General features: G+C 42.3%; 12 protein-coding genes. 1 reads left to right on the plus strand and 11 read right to left on the minus strand.

All coding sequences use genetic code 11. From position 1 onward, the window contains the following. Positions 1–3 precede the first annotated feature (3 nt). From D8803_RS07605 to miaA, 7 genes are all read right to left on the minus strand, one after another. Positions 4–1263, minus strand: a complete 1260-nt coding sequence (locus D8803_RS07605; RefSeq protein WP_000680146.1) for a preprotein translocase subunit SecY — start codon at positions 1261–1263, stop codon at positions 4–6. 676 nt (positions 1264–1939) lie between these two features. Next, positions 1940–9181: an LPXTG-anchored adhesin/beta-galactosidase BgaA gene (bgaA, locus tag D8803_RS07610; RefSeq protein WP_131200746.1), complete on the minus strand. Its 7242-nt coding sequence runs from the start codon at positions 9179–9181 to the stop codon at positions 1940–1942. Positions 9182–9428: 247 nt separating this feature from the next. After that, positions 9429–10184: an SDR family NAD(P)-dependent oxidoreductase gene (locus tag D8803_RS07615; protein ID WP_131200747.1), complete on the minus strand. Its 756-nt coding sequence runs from the start codon at positions 10182–10184 to the stop codon at positions 9429–9431. Positions 10185–10205: 21 nt separating this feature from the next. Beyond that, positions 10206–11135, minus strand: a complete 930-nt coding sequence (gene rnz / locus D8803_RS07620; protein ID WP_131200748.1) for a ribonuclease Z — start codon at positions 11133–11135, stop codon at positions 10206–10208. Between the two features lie 14 nt (positions 11136–11149). Further along, positions 11150–11773: a cystathionine beta-lyase gene (locus tag D8803_RS07625; RefSeq protein ID WP_131200749.1), complete on the minus strand. Its 624-nt coding sequence runs from the start codon at positions 11771–11773 to the stop codon at positions 11150–11152. Then, on the minus strand, positions 11766–13004 hold the full coding sequence (gene hflX, locus D8803_RS07630) for a GTPase HflX (protein WP_131200750.1): 1239 nt from the start codon (positions 13002–13004) through the stop codon (positions 11766–11768). The genes D8803_RS07625 and hflX overlap by 8 nt, the downstream gene beginning before the upstream one ends. Further along, entirely contained in the window at positions 12997–13881 is an 885-nt protein-coding gene (miaA, locus tag D8803_RS07635; RefSeq protein ID WP_131200751.1) for a tRNA (adenosine(37)-N6)-dimethylallyltransferase MiaA, read from the minus strand. Before miaA ends, hflX begins: the two co-directional genes overlap by 8 nt. A 120-nt stretch (positions 13882–14001) precedes the next feature. Here miaA and D8803_RS07640 point away from each other — a divergent pair, with 120 nt between their 5' ends. After that, positions 14002–14172 carry a DUF3042 family protein gene (locus tag D8803_RS07640; protein WP_001051782.1) on the plus strand — a complete coding sequence of 57 codons (171 nt, stop codon included), beginning with the start codon at positions 14002–14004 and terminating at the stop codon, positions 14170–14172. Between the two features lie 42 nt (positions 14173–14214). Here the strand turns inward: D8803_RS07640 and D8803_RS07645 are convergent, their stop codons facing one another. From D8803_RS07645 to pabB, 4 genes are all read right to left on the minus strand, one after another. Continuing rightward, the gene (locus D8803_RS07645) at positions 14215–15054 is read right to left on the minus strand and encodes a thymidylate synthase (protein ID WP_131200752.1); all 840 of its coding nucleotides are present in this window, start codon (positions 15052–15054) and stop codon (positions 14215–14217) included. A 98-nt stretch (positions 15055–15152) separates the two neighbouring features. Beyond that, positions 15153–16112, minus strand: a complete 960-nt coding sequence (locus tag D8803_RS07650; RefSeq protein ID WP_000078551.1) for an ROK family glucokinase — start codon at positions 16110–16112, stop codon at positions 15153–15155. A gap of 126 nt (positions 16113–16238) precedes the next feature. After that, on the minus strand, positions 16239–17810 hold the full coding sequence (locus tag D8803_RS07655) for an Ltp family lipoprotein (RefSeq protein ID WP_131200753.1): 1572 nt from the start codon (positions 17808–17810) through the stop codon (positions 16239–16241). Positions 17811–17928: 118 nt separating this feature from the next. Continuing rightward, positions 17929–19644, minus strand: a complete 1716-nt coding sequence (gene pabB, locus D8803_RS07660) for an aminodeoxychorismate synthase component I (protein ID WP_131200754.1) — start codon at positions 19642–19644, stop codon at positions 17929–17931. Positions 19645–19679: the final 35 nt, after the last annotated feature.

Raw genomic sequence — 19679 nt, forward strand, 5'->3', positions numbered from 1 at the left:
CCTCTATTCTCCTTTAAATTCTAATTCTTTGTGGTAGTAAGTTCCAATTCTCAAAATACGTATTTCTTCATGCAAAGGCAAGAGCATACTGACTAAAATGATTAATGTACTTGGTATAGTCAAAAGCAAATTTGGAAGAGGTAGGAAGAAATTAATGAAATAGGGTAAACCAATAAAAACGATCAGGTAGAGTGCTCCTACGTTAGACTGTAAGGAAATGTAATGTTTCAAAACTTTTAAAGTTGCTTTCCCAGGCTGGATATAATCTAGGTATTCTCCTTGACGTTGTAAACGTTTCGCTGTTTCTTCTGGTTCTAAGTTGATATAGGCAAATAAAATTGCAAGAAGATAGATAGCAAGCAGGTAAAAGGCTAAACTTAGGGGTTTTGTAAAGTCAAATAAACTACCAAAATTTTTTGTAAAACCATGTCCAAACCAGTCTAATACCAACTGAAGCAACATAATAACACTCGAGGCATACATAATAGGCATTCCCCCAGAGGGAAGAAATTTGATAGGGAGGTAAGATTTGCCGTAGTAACGACTACTTAGCATGACTCGATTTAGAGGCAAACGAATTTCAGCTCTCTCGCAGACCACTGCGATATAGCCCAAGAGCAAAAATGAGATCGCCGCACCTACTAGAAAGGCTAATCCTTCTTTAGAAAAAACAGATTGTCCTATCAATACCACTAATTGGTTAGCAAATTGTAGCAGAATTCCTGAAATAATAATAATTGTCTGCCCGCCTACTCCCTTGCTAACATTCAAACCAGCCAACCAGATAATAACAAAGCTTCCTGCTACAACAGTTGCTAGTACAGCCATATTATAAATCCAATCATCTACAAGAAGCAAAAAGCGTCCATTTTCCGAACGAGCCGTGTACATAACAGCTATCCCTTGTAACACGGAAAAAATCAAAGTGAGAATCTTTTGCACAAAATCCGCTTTTTTCAATGACCAGGACTGGATATTCCAACTTTTATTCAAGTTGATGACCTGCCAGACAATCATCGTCGTAATCCATGGACCTAATCCCAGAGAAAACATGGAAATCTGAGAGACATCTACTCCTGCCAAGGAATACAAATAGGCCAAGGGATTTTGCTCAGTTATTTGTGAAAAACCTGTATTGCCATTGTATCCTGGAAGTAAAATATGGCGACCAAGTAAATAGATCGCAATGATCAAAATTGTAAAAATTGCTCTTCGGAAAAAAATACTTGTTCGTTTCTGTTTCTTAAGACCGAAATGTTTCATCTGTCATCCTTTATTCTTTATATTTAGCAAGTCTTGCGATCATTTTCTAGCAATGTTCATGCACCATCGTAACAGCAAGACAACTCAAGAAAACAGGCTCATCCCACTGATAATCAAGATAGGATTAACTGGCTTACCATGATATTTCACCTACGAAATACAGGAGCACCTCATGAGTGTAAATCTACTTGGAGCTTCTCTTCTATCCTTGAATATTTTCATGTGAGAACACCTGTTCTTCCATTTTTTCTATTTGAACATATCAAATGCATAAACGGATTTACTTAATCCTTAAAATTTTTATAAGTATATCAACTCTGTCACCATGATTAACATCTAAAAAACCATTCCCATACCAAATCTCTGAAAGGTAAGGAATTTTACGCTTTCTCATCTGATCATGATCTTTCGAAAGTTGAATGTATTTTATCCGATTTTTCTCATTAAAAAATCATTTATAAAAATTACCAGTGCCTACTATTGTAGCATATTTATCAATTATTTTCAAACACGACCTCTCTTTTTATAAGTGTGAAGGGCACTTTATGAATTTTGAACAAAATCCATTTGGAATAGGATTGACTATTCTAAACATTTATTTACTATTACAACTCAGACGAAAAAGACCAGAGCGTCACTCTGGCCTTTTCCTGTTCAGTTTAGCTTGTAACTAAACTTAATCTTCTTTTTTGCGAGTAGTAGCTGCAAGGCCTGCACCTAAGCCCAAGATAGCCAATCCTGCTGCTAAAGCTGACACCTGAGACTCACTTCCTGTATTTGGAAGGTGACCTTTTTCAGTTTGTGTCACTTTTTCTTCTTGAGATTGTGCTCCTGTTTGAGCCAGTTGGTGCGCATCTGGATTGACAGGAACTTGTGGGTTTAGTTCTTCTTGTGCTACAGCAGTTCCCACTTCCACAATGCGATCTTGCAATGCTACCTTATCAAAGGTTTCTTTCGATGTACGCTTACCATTTTCGACTTCTACTAGGTGGACACGAACACCTTTTTGACCTTCTTGGATCACACGAGTTTTCCCTACTGGAAGTTTATCGTTCTTACGTTCTTGAACTTGGAAATCAACTTCCTCTTCTTCCACTAGGAGCTCTGGCTTGTGATGAACCAAATCTTTGACACCATCAAGCGGTTGAGCCGTACCACGTTTAGTTCCTACTTCCACGATACGATCTTGCGCAACTATCTTATCAAAAGTTTCTTTCAATGTACGCTTACCGTTTTCGACTTCTACTAGATGAATACGAACACCTTTTTGACCTTCTTGAAGAACACGACTTTCACCCACATAAAGTTTGTCAGTCTTACGTTCTTGAACTTTGAAATCAATTGCCTCTTCTTCAACCAGAAGCTCTGGTTTTTCATGAACCAAACCTGCAGCTCCATCAAGTGGTTGGGCTGTACCTCGCTTAGTTCCAACGAGAAGAACCCGGTTAACAGGAGCCTGGATCACTTCACGGAGTTTCTCTTCACGAGTTCCGTCTGGACTAACAGATGTAAGAATGCGTTCCTTACCAACTTGTCCTTCTTGTTCTACACGACTTTCACCTACATATAGACTTGGATCTTCTTTTTCAACAGTCTGGAAGGCAAGTTCCTTTTCGACAACCTCAAGACTTGGATTCTCTTCTTGAATAGCAGGGGCTGTTTTCTCAGAAACTGGTTTTTCCTTGGTTAACTGGATACGGTATTCCTTGACTTGTTTTCCACTTTCTGAAACGAGACGAACAAGTACTGGAAGACTATTATCGCCACTATCTACAACTGTTGAAGCTACTTGATTGCGTTCTTGAACGGTCACTTTTGGACGTTGACCTTTATAGGTAATTTGGTAGTCTTGACGATCTTCAGCGAAGTCAGGAAGTTCTTTTCCATCTACAAGAATCTTCGATGCAGTGCTTTCTTGAGGCAATTCGCTTGGCGCAAGGAAGGTCATCTCAATCATCGCAACACCGCTCTTGTCTGCTTTACGCTCCATACGCCATCTCATGGCTTTGGCTTTCACAGCTTTAAATGTTACGTTAATTTCATCACCAGCTTCAATATCTTTATCCGCACGATAAGGAACAGCTTCCCAGTTATCTGGATTGTTGAATGGATGGGCTGCATCATAGGCTTGGTAGTTTGAATAGTAGGTAGGCACTTCAAACTCTGGACCGACATAGCGTTCCAAAACGAGTTTAGATGGCGCATCCGTTCCACTATCTGCAAAGAAGTGAAGTTTGGCTTGCGCAACAGTCCGTTCTACAATCTTACCATTTTCACGGAAAATAACACCTGTTGATACTTCTGGATTAGAAGATGGTGTTGGAGACCAGTTTGTCCAACGGCGATTTTCATTGTGGTCTCCATCATTGATATAGTCTACACGGTCATGTGAACTTGGATCAATATCATTAGTTGCAGAAGCAAAGGCTTGGTTACTGTTTTCATCATAGTTAGTGTTGTTTGAGAGAGCCTCACCAAGTTTGTCCGTCACTCGTACAGTGAACTCAGCAACGAGGTCACTACCAAGGACATGGCCTCGAACGGTAAATTGACCTGCTTTTGTCAGATTTTCTGCTGGAACTTTTTCCCATTCCACTGTCAAGTCTTTTGTCTCATAGCCGTCTTTACCTGTGAAGTAAACAGGAACCTTAGTTGGCAATTCAAGTGGTTGACCTAGTTGCAATAAGCGAGCTTGTTTGACCGCAGCAACTGGTTTACGAGAGAGTAAGTCTTTATTGCCTGTAAAGTGTAGACGGTATTCTCCTAGGATGTCACCATTTTCAGCTTTCGCGACGACACGAACTGGCTCACCTTCACGAACACTTGGAACAACGGTAGCAAGACCATTGCTGCTAACACTTGCTGTTACTGTAGGAACTTTTCCATCTACAGACTCAAGGTAGTAGTCTGTCAAATCAGGGTTGAAGTTTGCTAAATCTTTGCCGTCAACTTGGATTCTTGTTTGTCCTTGTTTGGCTGCCGCAACTTGTTTTGCAAAGATTTGTACTTCTGTGATAGAAGTTCCACGCTTATTATCTGCTTTAACCATGCGAATGCGCACAGCATAAGTCTCAACTTTATCAAAGCTAAAGTGATTCATTTCTCCAGCCTTGAGTTGAGCTGGGGCTTTTAGATTGGTAACTGGTTTCCAGTTAGCTGGATCGTTAAAGACATGTTCTTCATTGCCTACAAAGCTAGGGTTTTTAGGAGCTGTCGGAACGGTCTTACCGACATAATACTCAATCACATAAGACTTCGGTGCACCGACTCCATGGTCTTCGTGGAATCCGACACTTAGATTATCAACGGAACGTTTGCTCAAGATACCTGAATCTCCAAATAGAACACCGACTGAAGCTTCTGGATTACTACGATTCCAGTTGGTCCAGCGGTTGGCTGGTCGGTCATTAAAGGAAATCAATTTATCGTTGACGTTTGAAACAGGATCGCTTGGATTTGAGTCTGAAGCAAAGGCAAGTGGCAATTCTGAGCCGGTCCATTGGTCAGAAATGTTTGCACCTTGCTCAGTTTGAGCAGACACACGAACATGAAGTTTAGTTGTTAATTGCGTACCTTCTAGGCGACCAGTGACTGTAAAGACACCTTCCTTGGCGTATTGATCTGGACGAATCGCATCCCATGTAACCTTAGCTGATGAAACATGACCATTTGAATCGTAGGTACGAACACTTTCTGGTAATTGTGGTGCTTCTGCAGTTGGTGTAGTCACACTAACTTCTTCAACTGAAACGATGCCTTCTACAGAGACTTTAGCACGCGCTTCAAGGTCAAGGCCTTCAACTTTACCTAGAACTTCAAAGGTTTGATAATGGTCTAGTTTTTCTTTTGGAATAGCTTGCCATGTGACTTTATGAGTTTTAGGGAAACCTTTGTCATACTCAACAGTTACTGTTGCTGGAAGACTTGGTTCTTGATGCAAGTCAGTCACTACATTTACCGGACGGATAGATTGCGCAATCTTCTTCTCAGTGTTGGCTTGGATAGTGAGGTCAACTTGGCCTCTAGCCCCCTCATATTCTGCTTTGAGAGTGACTGCTCCTGGCTTATGTAACTCAAGCATTCCTTTACGAACTGCGACTTCCCCTTCACCACTTGTAGAGAAGGTCACTTTATCAGCTGGTAAAACTGCTTGTGTTCCGTCTTGATAGTGAGCAAGTACAGACAATTTCACTGTTTGGTCTTCTTTAAGACCGTTAGCTTGCTCCACTTGTAAGCTCAAATGGTCAATTTTCGGTGCTTCTTCAAGGAATTGAATTGCATAGGTTTGAAGCGGACCACCATCTTTGGGTTGAACAAAGATGCTTGCACGCATACCGTTTGCTGCACTTGCTTGGACTACAGTAACATCCGCATTTTCAGCACTTGCTACAACTTCTGGCAAGGATGCACCGTAAGCAAGAGTGCGGTATTGCATTGGATGTTGACTAGTAAGTCCTGCGATAGCTTCACCGCCAACAGTTACAGTTGGCACTACAGGTGCTGCAGGATTGCCTTCTTCTACTACAAGAGTAGCATGTACGGTTTCGCCTCCTAATTGACCAGTCATTTGAATACGTGACCCTGCGACTGAAAGTTTGGCTTTATCTGACGCCGCAATCTCCCACTTATCCACTTCGTATTCTTGAACGCTTCCATCTGTTACAGCGATAGAAACGTATTTATCAACAGCATTCAAATCTGTTCCTGGGGCAACACGTTTAACTGTTGGTAGTTCTTTCGCAATTGCTAGAACCTCAACACGAGCCTCTACTTCACGTCCGTCTGCCATGCCTTTAACTGTCACAACTCCAGCTTGGCTCACATCAACAGAAGACCATGTTACTGGACGTTTTTCACGACTGCCATCACTATAGACAAAAGCGACGGTCTTCGGCATTTTTGGTTCTTTCTCGATAACAGTACGTACTTTTGGTACCTCTGTCCCTAGAACTGTCTTTTCTTGTCCTTCTTTCTTACCAGTAAAGACTGTTACTTGACCAGATTTCAAGAGATCTGAATGAGCTGTCAGCGTGAATTTGCCTGCTTGTTCAGTTGATTTGACAATGGCAACCCCTTTACCGTTAAAGGCTCTGCGAATCCAAGAACCATCTGGTTGCGCCTTATAGCGTTCACGACTGGCTTGTTCCCCATTATCGACACCGACCAGTTGACCTTGTCCGTGCAATTGGAAGCGAACCAGATTATTGGCAGTTGGTACTACATTTCCTTGACTGTCAACGATTTCGTAGTAGATGTATGTCAAGTCTTTTCCATCTGCTGCGATTGCGTGTTCTTCCTTGACGAGGCGAACACCTGCAGGTTGGCCTGCAGTCGTGATCTTGTCACGTGCAATTTCTTTACCAGCTTCATCACGAGCTACTGCTTCTAAGGTACCTGGTTGGTAAGCAACCTTCCACTCGAGGTAGAGTTCCTTAGCATTCGCACCTTCTTGGTAGGTACGGCCATCACTAGTTTGTTTTTTGTTGAACTTTTTAACACCGAGAGATTGACCGTTCAAGAACAATTCAACACTTGCAGCGTTAGAGTAGGCACGAACTGGGATTTTTCCGTCTGCATCAGCCACATTCGCTTTTAAAGTAGGGTTTTCCCAGTTCCAGTGAGGAAGAAGGTGCACCATTGGTTTCTTCTTGGCAGAAACCCATTGACTTTGGTAGAGATAGAAGTCATGTTTTGGAATACCAGCTGTATCTACGATTCCAAAATAAGAGCTCTTAACGGGAGTTTGGTTTTGGTTGTGCCATGGTGTAGGCTCACCTATATAGTCCGTACCTGTCCAGATAAACTGTCCAGCATAGCCAGCGTTGTCACGGTCAAAAGTCCATGAATCTGTTGCCGTTTTACCCCAGCCAACTCGGTCATTACCATAGTCAGACTGTTCGTAATGACGTTCAGGTCCGTTGCTATGTTTCAATTCACGTTCAGGACGATAATAGCTACCGCGTGTACGGGTTGCTGAAGATGTTTCTGAACCGTAAATCAACCAGTTTGGATGTTTCGCACGAAGTTTCTTGTAGTTGTCTTCTGAGTAGTTGAAACCAACCGCATCCAGTTCATTAGCAATTTTCTCATGATCACCGCTACCATCACCAAAGCGGAACTTATCTGCTCCCATGGTAACATAACGTGTAGTATCAACATCTTTAATCACTTTTACTAGGCGTTTAACCGTTGCAAGAGAGTGAGCATTACCATTGGCTTCACCGATTTCATTCCCGATAGACCACATGAAGACAGCTGGGTTATTTTTGTCTCTTTCGACCATGGTACGAAGATCGTAGTCAGACCATTTTTCACCTTTTCTAGCTTCTGGGTGAGTAGCATCTTTTTCAAAGAAACGTCCGTAGTCATAAGGTTTCTTTCCACCGTACCAGGTATCAAAAGCCTCTTCCTGAACCAGCAAACCAAGTTCTGCAGCTATTTGCAAGGTCTGTGGACTTGCAGGGTTATGAGTTGTACGGATGGCATTAACACCCATCTCCTTCATTTGTTTGAGACGACGATATTCTGCCTTATAGTTTTCTTCTGCTCCAAGTGCTCCGTGGTCATGGTGCAAGGAAACACCATGGAATTTAATGCGTTCACCATTCAAAGAGAAACCTTCATTTGGAGTCCAGTGATAGTAACGGTAACCAAACAAATCCTTCTTAGCATCAACCAACTGACCGTCACGGTAAACACGCGTAACCAGTTCATACAAGGCAGGTTTGTCATTCAAAACTGTCCAGAGTTTTGGTCTTTCAACTTCTAAAATCGCATCAAGGCTTGTTGATTCATGTGCTTTCAAGGTACGACTCGCTGTACGAACCACGCCTGTTACAGCCTGACCACCACGTTCAACGATTTGATACTCTGCCACCAGTTCATGGTCTTTATCATCTGTATTGACGATTTTGCTGGCTACATGAGTTTCAACCTTGCCGTGTTGCTGTTCTTCAAGTTTTGGTGTTAAGATGGTTGTCCCATTTTTCTCAACATGAACCTTATCTGTCACTTGCAAGGTCACATCACGGTAGATACCACTACCTGAGTACCAACGGCTACTTGGTTGTTTGTTAACCGCATGGACAGCAATCACATTCTCACGACCATCTTTGTGAAGGTATTTGGTGATATCGTATGAGAACTGGTTATAACCATTTGGATAATGTCCCACTAACTGGCCATTGACATAGACTTGAGAGTCCATATAGACACCATCAAAGGTGACACGAACATTTTTCTTGAGATCTTTTTCATCAAGTTTAAATGTCTTGCGATACCAAGCTTCACCACCATTGAGCTGCCCACCCTCATTTTGAGCAGGTGACTGATGGTCAAAATCGTTAAAGATACTCCAGTCGTGTGGGAGAGCCAATTTTTGCCATGTTGACACATCTGCATCTGGTTTCACAGCTTCTTTGGGGTTTGCATTGAGTTTAAAGTGCCAATTTTGATTAAAATTCACTTTTCTATCTTCAATCATTTGATTCACTTCTTCATTTGTCACAGCTTTCAAATCTTCCTTGACAGGCTTTTCTTGACTTGAAGCTTGAGATTCTACCTTTGGAGCTGTTTCTTCAGGTTTAGAAGATGCTTTTTCCTCTTTTGGAGCTGCAGGTTCGTATTCTTTCTTCTCTGGTTTGCTTGCTTCAATTGGAGCAACTTGACTCTGGTCAACACTTGCAGCATTCTTCTGCTCTGCTACAGCTTGATCTTCTTTTTCCTCCACTGCCGGACTTTCCTCTTTTGCTTGTTCCACAGTGTGGGTGATAGGAGTTTCATCCGCGAAAACTGGTGATTCTCCAACGACACTTCCTCCAAATAGAACCGCACAGGTTCCAATCATGACAGAGCAAGCGCCTACAGCAAACTTACGAATACTGTAGACTCTTTTACGATTCCAATGGCCTTTTTCCATAAAATCCTCCTTTAGTAACCGCTTCCATTTCATTGTAAGCGTATTACTTTTCCATAGCCTTTTACCCTTATTTTATAAAATAATATAAGAAACTTCAATACTGGCAGCATAAAAATCATACTTTTGATTCTTTTTTCTATAATTTGTAGAGGATTTTAAAAATATGAATGTAGTTTTAAAACAAAATCAAACAATTTTTGACACTCAGTTAAATATTATAAAAAAGTTCCTTTTGTAAGGAACTTTTTTACTTATAATTAAAGATTCCCCCTGCCAACTTATCAGCTAGTTTAGGAAAGAGGGTATAAAACTTATGGGCTAGGTTCAACAAAACTGGGAGATTGAGTTCCCGTTTGTTTTTTCCTATGGTTTTGACAATCTTTCTAGCGACTGCATCTGGTTCTAAGAGAAAGCGGTCAACCGACTTGAGGTAGGTCCCATCTGGGTCTGCTTGGTCAAAAAATCCTGTGCGGATTGGACCTGGATTGACCGTCGTTACATAGACACCATAGGGCATGAGTTCGAGGCGCAGAGCATTTGAAAATCCAATAGCCGCAAACTTGGTCGCTGAGTAGAGACTGGACTTGCTAGTCGCTATCAAACCTGCCATGCTGACGATATTGATGATATGGCCTTTTCGACTTTCCTTCATGCGAGTAGCAACTTGACGAGAAAGGTTCATCAGGGCAAAGGTATTGACCTCAAACATCTGGTGAATGTCTTTGTCAGAAATCTGGTCAAAATCTTCAAAAATCCCATAGCCAGCATTGTTAATCAAGACATCAATTTTACCATAACGGAGATAGAGGTCATCTACCAGAGATTCTAGAACCGAGTCATCAGTAATATCGATTTCAATCAATTCTACATGGGGATGATTTCCATATAGCTCCGACAGTTTTTCCTTGTTTCTACCTAGTAAGATGAGTTGGTCATCTGGCAAGAGTTTGACCATTTCTTGGGCTAGGCCACCGCTAGCTCCTGTAATGAGAATAGTAAACATGCTTCGTCCTTTCAATAACTTCTAGATTTCAACTTCTTCCAGATCTTTAACCACATGGACATTTTCAAAAACAGTGGTCGCATCTTTCTTGAGCTGGCTAATATCTTTTGAGAGGAAGCGGGCGCTGATATGATTGAGCAAGAGGCGCTTGGCTCCTGCTTCTGCTGCTACTTGCGCAGCCTGCATATTGGTTGAGTGACCATGGTTACGGGCAATTTTCTCATCGCCCTTTCCATAAGTTGACTCATGGACCAGGACATCAGCATTGACGCCTAGACGCACGCTGGCATTGGTTTTTCGGGTGTCACCAAGAATAGTGATAATCTTACCCGGACGGGGAGCTGAGATATAGTCAGCTGCCTTGATTTCAGTTCCGTCTTCGAGAACAACGTCCTGACCGTTTTTGATTTTTCCAAAAAGTGGGCCAAATGGCACACCTGCAGCCTTGAGTTTTTCAGCATCCAGCGTTCCTTCCAAGTCCTTTTGCATGACACGATAGCCAACGCAGAAAATAGTGTGGTCCAGCTCTTCTGCATACACTGTGAATTTATCGGTCTCAAGGATTTTCCCTAGAGAATCTTGGTCAAACTCATGAAAATGAATGCGGTAAGGCAGACGAGAACCCGACACACGTAGACTGGTTAAGACAAAGGACTTGATCCCTTGAGGTCCGTAGATGTCCAAATCTGTCTGCTCTTCATTGGCTTGAAAGGCACGACTAGAAAGGAATCCTGGCAAGCCAAAGATGTGGTCTCCATGCAAGTGAGTGATAAATATTTTGCTGACCTTCCGTGGTCGAATCGTGGTTTCCAGAATGCGATTTTGCGTTCCTTCCCCACAGTCAAAGAGCCAAACTTCGTTAATCTCGTCCAAGAGTTTCAGGGCGAGACTAGAGACGTTGCGGGCTTTAGAGGGCTGACCAGCCCCTGTTCCTAAAAATTGAATATCCATTCGATACTTTCTAATTAATCAATATATAACATGGCTGTGCGGTTTTCCGATCGGAAATAGTGCTTACCAGAAAAAGCAACAGCTTCTTGCAGTAAATCCTCTTGACTGTAGCCTTTGAGACGTTTACGACCATCTGCTAAACTTTCCAAGTCTGTCAAGGCTGTGAGACTTTCCACGCTAACAACTTCCTCTTCTCCGGCATGCTTCATGTAAATCTTTCCAGACTCTTCAAAGATTAGTTGATGGGGAAAAATTTGCGCAATCTCAAAAAGCAAGTCATCCGAAATAACCTCTGCATTTTCAGAGAAAATCCGTCCAAGACCATCTTCCTCGTAGCAAAAGCCAAAGGATTTGCCTGATAGATTGAGACGGATAAAGGGCTTGCTTTCTAGGATGAAGCTTGGCTCAGCATTGTAGAGGTTCAGTTCCTGACTGAGTTCTGCAAAATAATCCGTCGCAGCTTGAGGACTCTTTTTCTGGTAGAGTTCAGCAAAGTAAGCATTCACTACACTAGGCGGGGGGGTGATAAGTGCCAACTGCTCCTGCTCTGTTTTGCCAGCTAGAAGCTGATCTAGATAGACCTTATCTAGACTTGTATAACCTCCATACTTTAGAGCCAACGTTTTAATATCAGTCATAAAATTCCTCTAATCTCCATTTATTTTTCTCCGAAATGTAGCCTGTGATCACTTCTCCATCCTCTTGATAGTCACGAGCTTCAAGAATCGCCACACTTTCTAGATCGTGAATCTTGTAGGACTTAGAAAAAGGCACGCGCAGGGTAAAGGGTTCGAAAATATCCTTGATTTTCTCTAAAAATAAAGCCTGCAACTGTTCTCGACTATCTTTAGACTTAGCTGAAATCAATGCATACGGCGTTTGAGTAGGCGTGAAATCCTCCACCAAATCCGCTTTATTATAAAGGGTCAGGCGAGGAATATCCTCCATATCTAAGTCTTTCATGATGGAGAGGACTGTTTTTTCATGCTCCTCGTGATAAGGATTGCTGGCATCGATGACATGAACCAGAAGGTCCACATGCTTGCTTTCTTCCAAGGTCGACTTGAAACTGGACACCAATTCTGTTGGCAAATCTTGGATAAAGCCAACCGTATCAGTCAAGGTCACCTGAAGATTGCCCCCCAGATGGATACTCTTTGTCGTCGCATCCAGGGTCGCAAACAGCTCATCTGCTTCATACTGGGTCTTGCTGGTCAAGGTGTTCATGATAGTTGATTTCCCAGCATTGGTGTAACCAATCAAACCAATCTTAAAGGTGCTTGACTCCAGACGCTTTTCTCTGACTGTCGCCCGATTTTTCTCAACCACCTTGAGCTGGCGCTCGATATCTGTGATTTGATTGCGAACACTTCGACGGTTCAATTCCAGCTGACTTTCACCAGGTCCACGGGAACCAATTCCCCCTGCCTGGCGGCTGAGCATAATCCCCTGACCAACCAAGCGGGGTAAGAGGTACTTAAGCTGGGCCAAATGCACTTGGAGTTTCCCTTCATGACTTCGAGCCCGCATGGCAAAGATATCTAGAATCAACTGCATACGGTCAATAACCTTAACTCCCAGAACTTCCTCTAGATTGACATTTTGCCGTGGTGTCAGACGGTTGTTGACAATGACAGTAGTAATTTCTTCTGCATCCACCATGAGCGCAATTTCTTCCAACTTACCAGAACCTACGAAGGTCTTGGAGTCGTATTTTTCACGTTTTTGTCTGTAGCTATCCACAACGACTGCCCCAGCAGTTTTTGCTAGACTAGCCAGTTCTTCCATGGAGAGGTCAAAATTGTCCATGCCCTGCAATTCTACACCGATGAGCAGGACTCGCTCCTCTTTTTTCTCCGTTTCAATCATCTAAAAACTCCTCTATCTGGCTTAAAATGCAGTCCTGCATGCCAGGCTCTCCTATCTGATAAAAGGTGACTTGCATGCGATTACGGAACCAGGTCAACTGACGCTTGGCAAAACGACGAGTCGCCTGTTTGAGACTCTCGCTCGCTTCCTCAAGAGTTTGCTCCCCACGGAAATAAGGAAAGAGTTCCTTATAGCCAATGCCTTTGGCTGCCTGCACATCTGGATAGTGGTCAAAGAGCCACTTGGCCTCATCCAAAAGGCCAGCCTCAAACATCAAATCCACTCGGTGGTTGATACGGTCATAAAGCTGACTGCGTTCATCATCCAAGCAGATAATCAGTGGTTCATAAGGACTTTCCTGATTTTCCAAATCCTGACCAAAATGGACAATTTCCAAGGCACGCATGGCACGACGACGGTTGATCTGGGGAATTTCAAGGCCTGCTTGCTTCACGAGATGGGCTAATTCCTCATCTGAATAAGGCTCCAAACTAGCTCGATAGGCTAAAATCTCCTCATGAGGTGTCTCCCCACCTAGATGGTATCCTTCCAACAAGCTCTGGATATAAAGCCCAGTCCCACCAGCGATAATAGCAAGCTTGCCACGACTTTGGATATCCTCTATGGTTGCCTTAGCTTCTGAAACAAAATCAAAAGCCGAGTAAGACTCGGTCACCTCTCTGACATCAATCAAATGATGAGGAACAGCTGCTTGCTCCTCTGGGCTAGCCTTGGCCGTCCCAATATCTAACCCTCTATAAACTTGCTGACTATCACCGCTGACCACCTCTCCACCAAAGCGCTTGGCCACTTCAATAGCAAGGGCTGTCTTCCCAACAGCTGTCGGTCCAACAATCACAATTATTTTTGTTTTCATCTTTTTTCCTTGAAAAATTCCCATTTTTTCGTTACTATTATTATATCACAAAAAGGTCAGTCAGAAAAATGCTACCTCTTGAGGAGCCTGACTGTTCGGGAAGATAAAGGAGGAAGACTCATGGCTAAAGGATTCGCTAAAGGTCTTGTAACAGGTGTCGCAGGAACTGTCGCTGCCGTTGCAGGTGCAGTATACGCAATTAAAAAGAAAGTGATTGAGCCAGAAGAGCAAAAAGCAGCTTTCATCGAAGAAAACCGCAAAAAAGCAGCTCGCCGCCGCGTATCACATTAAGCAACAAAAGAAGTTGAGAAATCTCAACTTCTTTTTATTTTCTTAAATAGCCAAATCAAACTTCAGTTGTGGCTTGACCGGATCATAGTCAACCAACTCAAAGTCTTCGGCTTTGATGTTAAAGAAATTGGTCCCATCTGGCACATTCAAGACCAAGCGAGGTTGGCAGTTTGACGGCTCACGACGGAGCAATTCCTCTGCTTGTTCAAACTGATTATCATAGATATGGAGGTTGTTGATAAAGTAGAAGAACTTCCCAACCTTCCAGCCAAAATGCTTGGCGATCATCATCTGCAAAGCCACGTACTGCATAGCGTTAATGTGGTGGGCCACCAGCATATCATTAGAACGCTGGGTCAAAGTCGCATCCAGATAGATTTCCCCATCAACACGACGGACATCAAACATGGTCTGAAAGGCGCAAGGAAGAAGGCCATCTGTCTCCTCAAAAGCTTGGTAATCCCAAAGAGAGATGATATTGCGACGGTTCCAAGGATTGGCTTCCAACTGCTTGAGAATCTTGTTAATGATATCGTGCTTCTTAACGACCGCACCATAGCGCTCACCGATGGTTCCCGTATCTCCCACTTCCCAGTCATTCCAGTAGTGAACATTGTACTTGCTATTGAGCACTTCTAGGCTATTCGACTGATCCTGGTAAATCCAGAGTACTTCCTTGATGGCAGATTTGATCGCAATGGGACGCAAGGTTGTGATGGGAAATTCCCCTTTAGACAAATCATACTCGGCAAAGGCACCCGTTACGTACTTGGAGTTGGCAACAGTCCCATCCTTGTACTTGGGACGTGCCTGCTCGGAAAAGACGCCGTCTTTGAGGATTCGTTCAATATTCTCTTTAAAAATCGTATCTGCTTTTGTCATTTACTCTCACCTCATTTATTGTCCTAACTAGTATAGCATAAAAAAAGAAAGGAGGAAAATCACTGGCTTTAAAGTAGTGTTTTTCCCCTTTTATTATCTTATTGCAATACAAGTGATGCCGCTCCGATAACTCCAGCGTCATTTCCTAGAGTTGCAAGAGCCAATTTTGTGGATGTGCGTACTTGTGGGAAGGTATTTTCGTCGTAGACTTTTTGAACACCTTGTAGAAGGAATTCTCCTGCAGCTGATACCCCACCTCCGATAACAATCGTTGAAGGGTTGAGGATTGAGCCAATATTGGCACATGCGATCCCCAAGTAACGTGAAAAGTTACGGTAAACGATCAAGGCAAGGTCGTCTCCTTCTTTAGCCAAATCAAAAACAGTTTTAGCAGTTACTTCTTCCCCATCGTCAATCAAACGTTTCAAGGCTGCATCGCCTTCGTATTCATCTGCATAACGACGAGTCAAGTTGACAATCCCTGTTGCTGAAGCAACTGTCTCAAGACAGCCTTTTTTACCACAGGTACATGCGATTGGTTGGTCAAAGTCAACAGTGATGTGGCCAAGCTCACCTGCTGCACCAGCAACACCGTGAAGCAATTTTCCTTCTGCCACGATACCGCCACCAACACCTGTACCAAGTGTCATAAAGACAACGTCTGGTTGGTTTTCACCAGCACCCATCCAGCGCTCACCAAGAGCAGCCACGTTGGCATCATTATCGATGAAGAATGGAATACCCAAGGCTTTTTCAATCTTTTCTTTAATTGGTTGAAGGGTTTTCCAGTTGAGGTTGTAGGCACCGATAACAGTTCCTTTTTCACGGTCAACCACACCAGGTGATCCCATCCCAATCCCTCGGAAGTCTGTGGCTGACAATCCAAGCAAGTCCAAACGATGTTGAATAGACTCAATCATATCATCTACGATATGGCTTCCTTCATCCAAAATATTAGTCTTGATAGACCATTTTTCTTGGATTTCTCCCTCTTGAGTTAAAATTGCAAACTTGATAGATGTTCCACCAAGGTCAATCCCAATAATCTTTTGACTCATCGTCTTCTCCTTTTTAATTGAAAATGCTTACAGATATAGTATAACAAAATCATCTGTTTTGTGCAAAGGTTTGCGTACTACAAAGTCAACATTAAATATTTCAAAATTGTTCACTAATCAAAATGATTAATCATCAAGATGTTGAATGGCATATCTTGCTTCTTCTTCAGTAAATTCACCAGTAAAATATGAGGATGAGAGTAGTCTCTCATGAATTTCTGTTTTTGAGAGGTTAGTATATTTACGATAATCCCTTGCTCTAGCTAAGGCATTTGCCTTATAATCTGCATACAAATGATCGATAGTGTATTGTGCAACATCACTATTAAACCCAAAAAGAATTAATAACTTATAAATTCTTTTTTTTGAATAATGATTCCTATTATAACTTTTTGCTTCATTTAAAGCTGCTGAGTATGGATTCCCATCTGTTGACTTTGGTAGCCATAGACCATTCGGATCAACATAATAACGGCCACCATCTACCCACTGACTTTTAGCCATCCTACCATCTGATTTGAGATAATAATTGCCTTCCCATTTGTTACGAGCATAGCTACCTTCTGCTGTTAGATAATAGTAAGAGAGGGAATTTGTGTCATAAATCCATTCATTCTTAGCCATCTTACCGTTTGATTTTAGATAGTAATTACCTACCCATTTGTTACGTACGTAGCTACCTTCTGCGGTTAGATAATAATAGGATCCATAGTTTTTGTCGTAAATCCACTCTGCTTTAGCCATCTTACCATCTGATTTAAGATAATAATTGCCGACCCATGTGTTTCGAGCGTAGCTACCTTCTGTTGTTAGATAATAATAGGATCCATAGTTTTTATCATAAATCCATTCACTCTTAGCCATTTTACCATCTGATTTAAGATAGTAATTGCCTTCCCAAGTGTTACGAGCAGAACTTCCTTCTGATGTTAGATAAAAATATGAACTCGATTTCGTATCATAAATCCATTCATTTTTAGCTCTCTTCCCGTCTGATTTGAGATAGTAATTACCTACCCATGTATTACGAGCGTAGCTACCTTCTCCTGTTAAATAATAATGTGCAGAGTATTTTTTATCATAAATCCATTCGTTCTTAGCCATTTTACCATCTGATTTAAGATAGTAATTGCCGACCCAGGCATTTTGGACATAATTTCCCGATGCATTTAGATAGAAATAAGAATTAGCTTTTTTATCAAAAATCCACTTATTAGTAACTTTAGTACCATTTTGATAGTATGATGAGCCTACCCAACCAGACTGAGCTGTAGATTTGGACTTATCCTCTTTAGGAGTTATATTTTTTGCCTGCTCAGGAGATTTTTGTGCTGATGTTTTCGGTTTCTCAGCAGGATTTTGTGCTGGTGTTTTCGGTTTCTCAGCGGGTTTCGGCGCTGGTGTTTTTGGTTTCTCAGCAGGGTTTTGCGCTGGTGTTTTTGGTTTCTCAGCAGGCTTTTGCGCTGGTGTTTTCGATTTCTCAGCAGGCTTTTGCGCTGGTGTTTTCGATTTCTCAGCTTGATTTGGCGCCGAAGTTGTATTCTCTTTTACAACCTTACCATTTTTAGATACATCCTTTTCTTGAGCAGAAACATGCTGAGCAGAAAAAGGAAAGGCTCCAGTTGTATCTGTAAGTGAAATGAGTCCCAGTGTTGCAGTTGCTAAGCTGGTTACTAAAATTTTTTTTGATTTTTTCATAAAAATCTCCATTATCTTAATGATTTATACCTATAGTATACCATATACTTTATTTTACTTTCAAATCAAATATTAAATATTCAGAAATAAATCTAAAACTTAATTGAAAAATCCATAGTTATATCACTTCCAACTCATATAAGCCTCTGACCGCATTACAACCATAGATAGTTTCCGCTTGGTTCAAGTCTGCCAAAGTCAAGACTTTTTCCTCTACCTGTCCTGTTTCTAGCAAATGCTGGCGGTAGATTCCTGGCAAAATTCCTAGTCTGATAGGCGGTGTATAGAATTTTCCGGCAATTTTCAGAACCAGATTTCCAATGGAGGTCTCAAGCAGTTCTCCTGACTTATTGTGGTAAATCTTCTCTTGCTCCCCTAGGCTCAAATGCGGTCTATGAGTTGTTTTAAAGTAGGTAAAGGATTGATTCAAATCTGCTTCTTGCAGACAAAGTTTGGCTTTGCAGAAGGTCGGACTAAGGGGGGTTAATACTTGGCGACTGAGTTCCAGCTCTCCAGACTTGTTAAGAGTAATTCGCAAACGATAGTCTTGGTGGGAATCGCAAGCTTGGCACTCTTCCTCTATCCTTTGTCTCAGGTCTTCCGGATCAAAAGGATAGGCAAAATACCTACTCGCCTTTGTCAGTCTTTCCAGATGTTGATCTTCAAACAGCAGTTGTTTTTGGCTGATTTTACCAGTTGAAATCAGTTGGAAACGAGCTTGTTTACGATAGAGTACAGCCGCCTTTTGATGAACCTCTCGGTATTCAGATTCCCAAGTACTATCCCAAGTAATCCCTCCGCCAACTCCATAGATGGCTTTCCCTTGATGCAGTTGGATAGTCCGAATAGCGACATTGAAAATTCGTCGCCCATTTGGAAGCAAGATACCAATCGTTCCGCAGTAAACTCCTCTGGGGTGTGGCTCCAAGTCCTTGATGATTTCCATGGTCGCAATTTTGGGCGCTCCTGTTATGGAACCACAAGGAAAGAGAGAACGAAAAATAGCAACCAAGTCCACATCCTCTCGCAACTGACTCTTGATGGTCGAAGTCATCTGCCAAACGGTTGAATACTGCTCCACTTGACAAAGACGTTCTACACGCTCACTACCCACTTCAGAAATACGGTTCATATCGTTGCGCAAGAGGTCCACAATCATCATATTTTCAGAGCGATTTTTGGGATCCTGCTCCAACCAACTGGCTTGGGCAAGGTCTTCTTGGTCAGTCACCCCACGCTGGGTTGTTCCCTTCATCGGTCGTGTTGTCAATTCACGGTCATTTTGCTCAAAAAAGAGCTCTGGACTCATGGAAATCACTGCCATCTCATCGTGTTCAATATAGGCATTGTAGCCCGCCTCCTGTTCTACCACCATGCGATTGTAAATGTCAAAAGGATTGGCACTTAAGTCTTGCTTGAGTTGGACAGTGTAGTTGACCTGATAGGTGTCACCCTGCCGCAAATGATGGTGAATCTGGGCAATCGCCTTTTCATAGTCCTCTGCTGACGTTACTTCCTGCCACTTTGAAGGCAGGTCTACTTCCTCATAAGTCAGAGGAATAGGCGATGTTTCTACCCTATCATGAACTGTAAAATATAGCAGATACTCTGCCAGTAAAGAAACCTTGTGAACTGCTAATTTCTCCTCAAAAGCAGGTGCAGCCTCATAGCTGACATAGCCCACTACATAATAGCCCTGTTCTTGGTAGCTCTCCACCTGTGCCAGCAAGTCTGCCACTTCTGATAAATCTCTCGTTTTTAACTCTTTGATAGGCTGAGTAAAGGTGTATCTCTCGCCCAAAGCTCTAAAATCAATCACTGTTTTTCTATGCATATCTTAAGTATAGCACAAAAAGGCAGATGCAGCTT

The organism is Streptococcus oralis (genome assembly GCF_003943385.1).
Taxonomy (GTDB): domain Bacteria; phylum Bacillota; class Bacilli; order Lactobacillales; family Streptococcaceae; genus Streptococcus; species Streptococcus oralis_CA.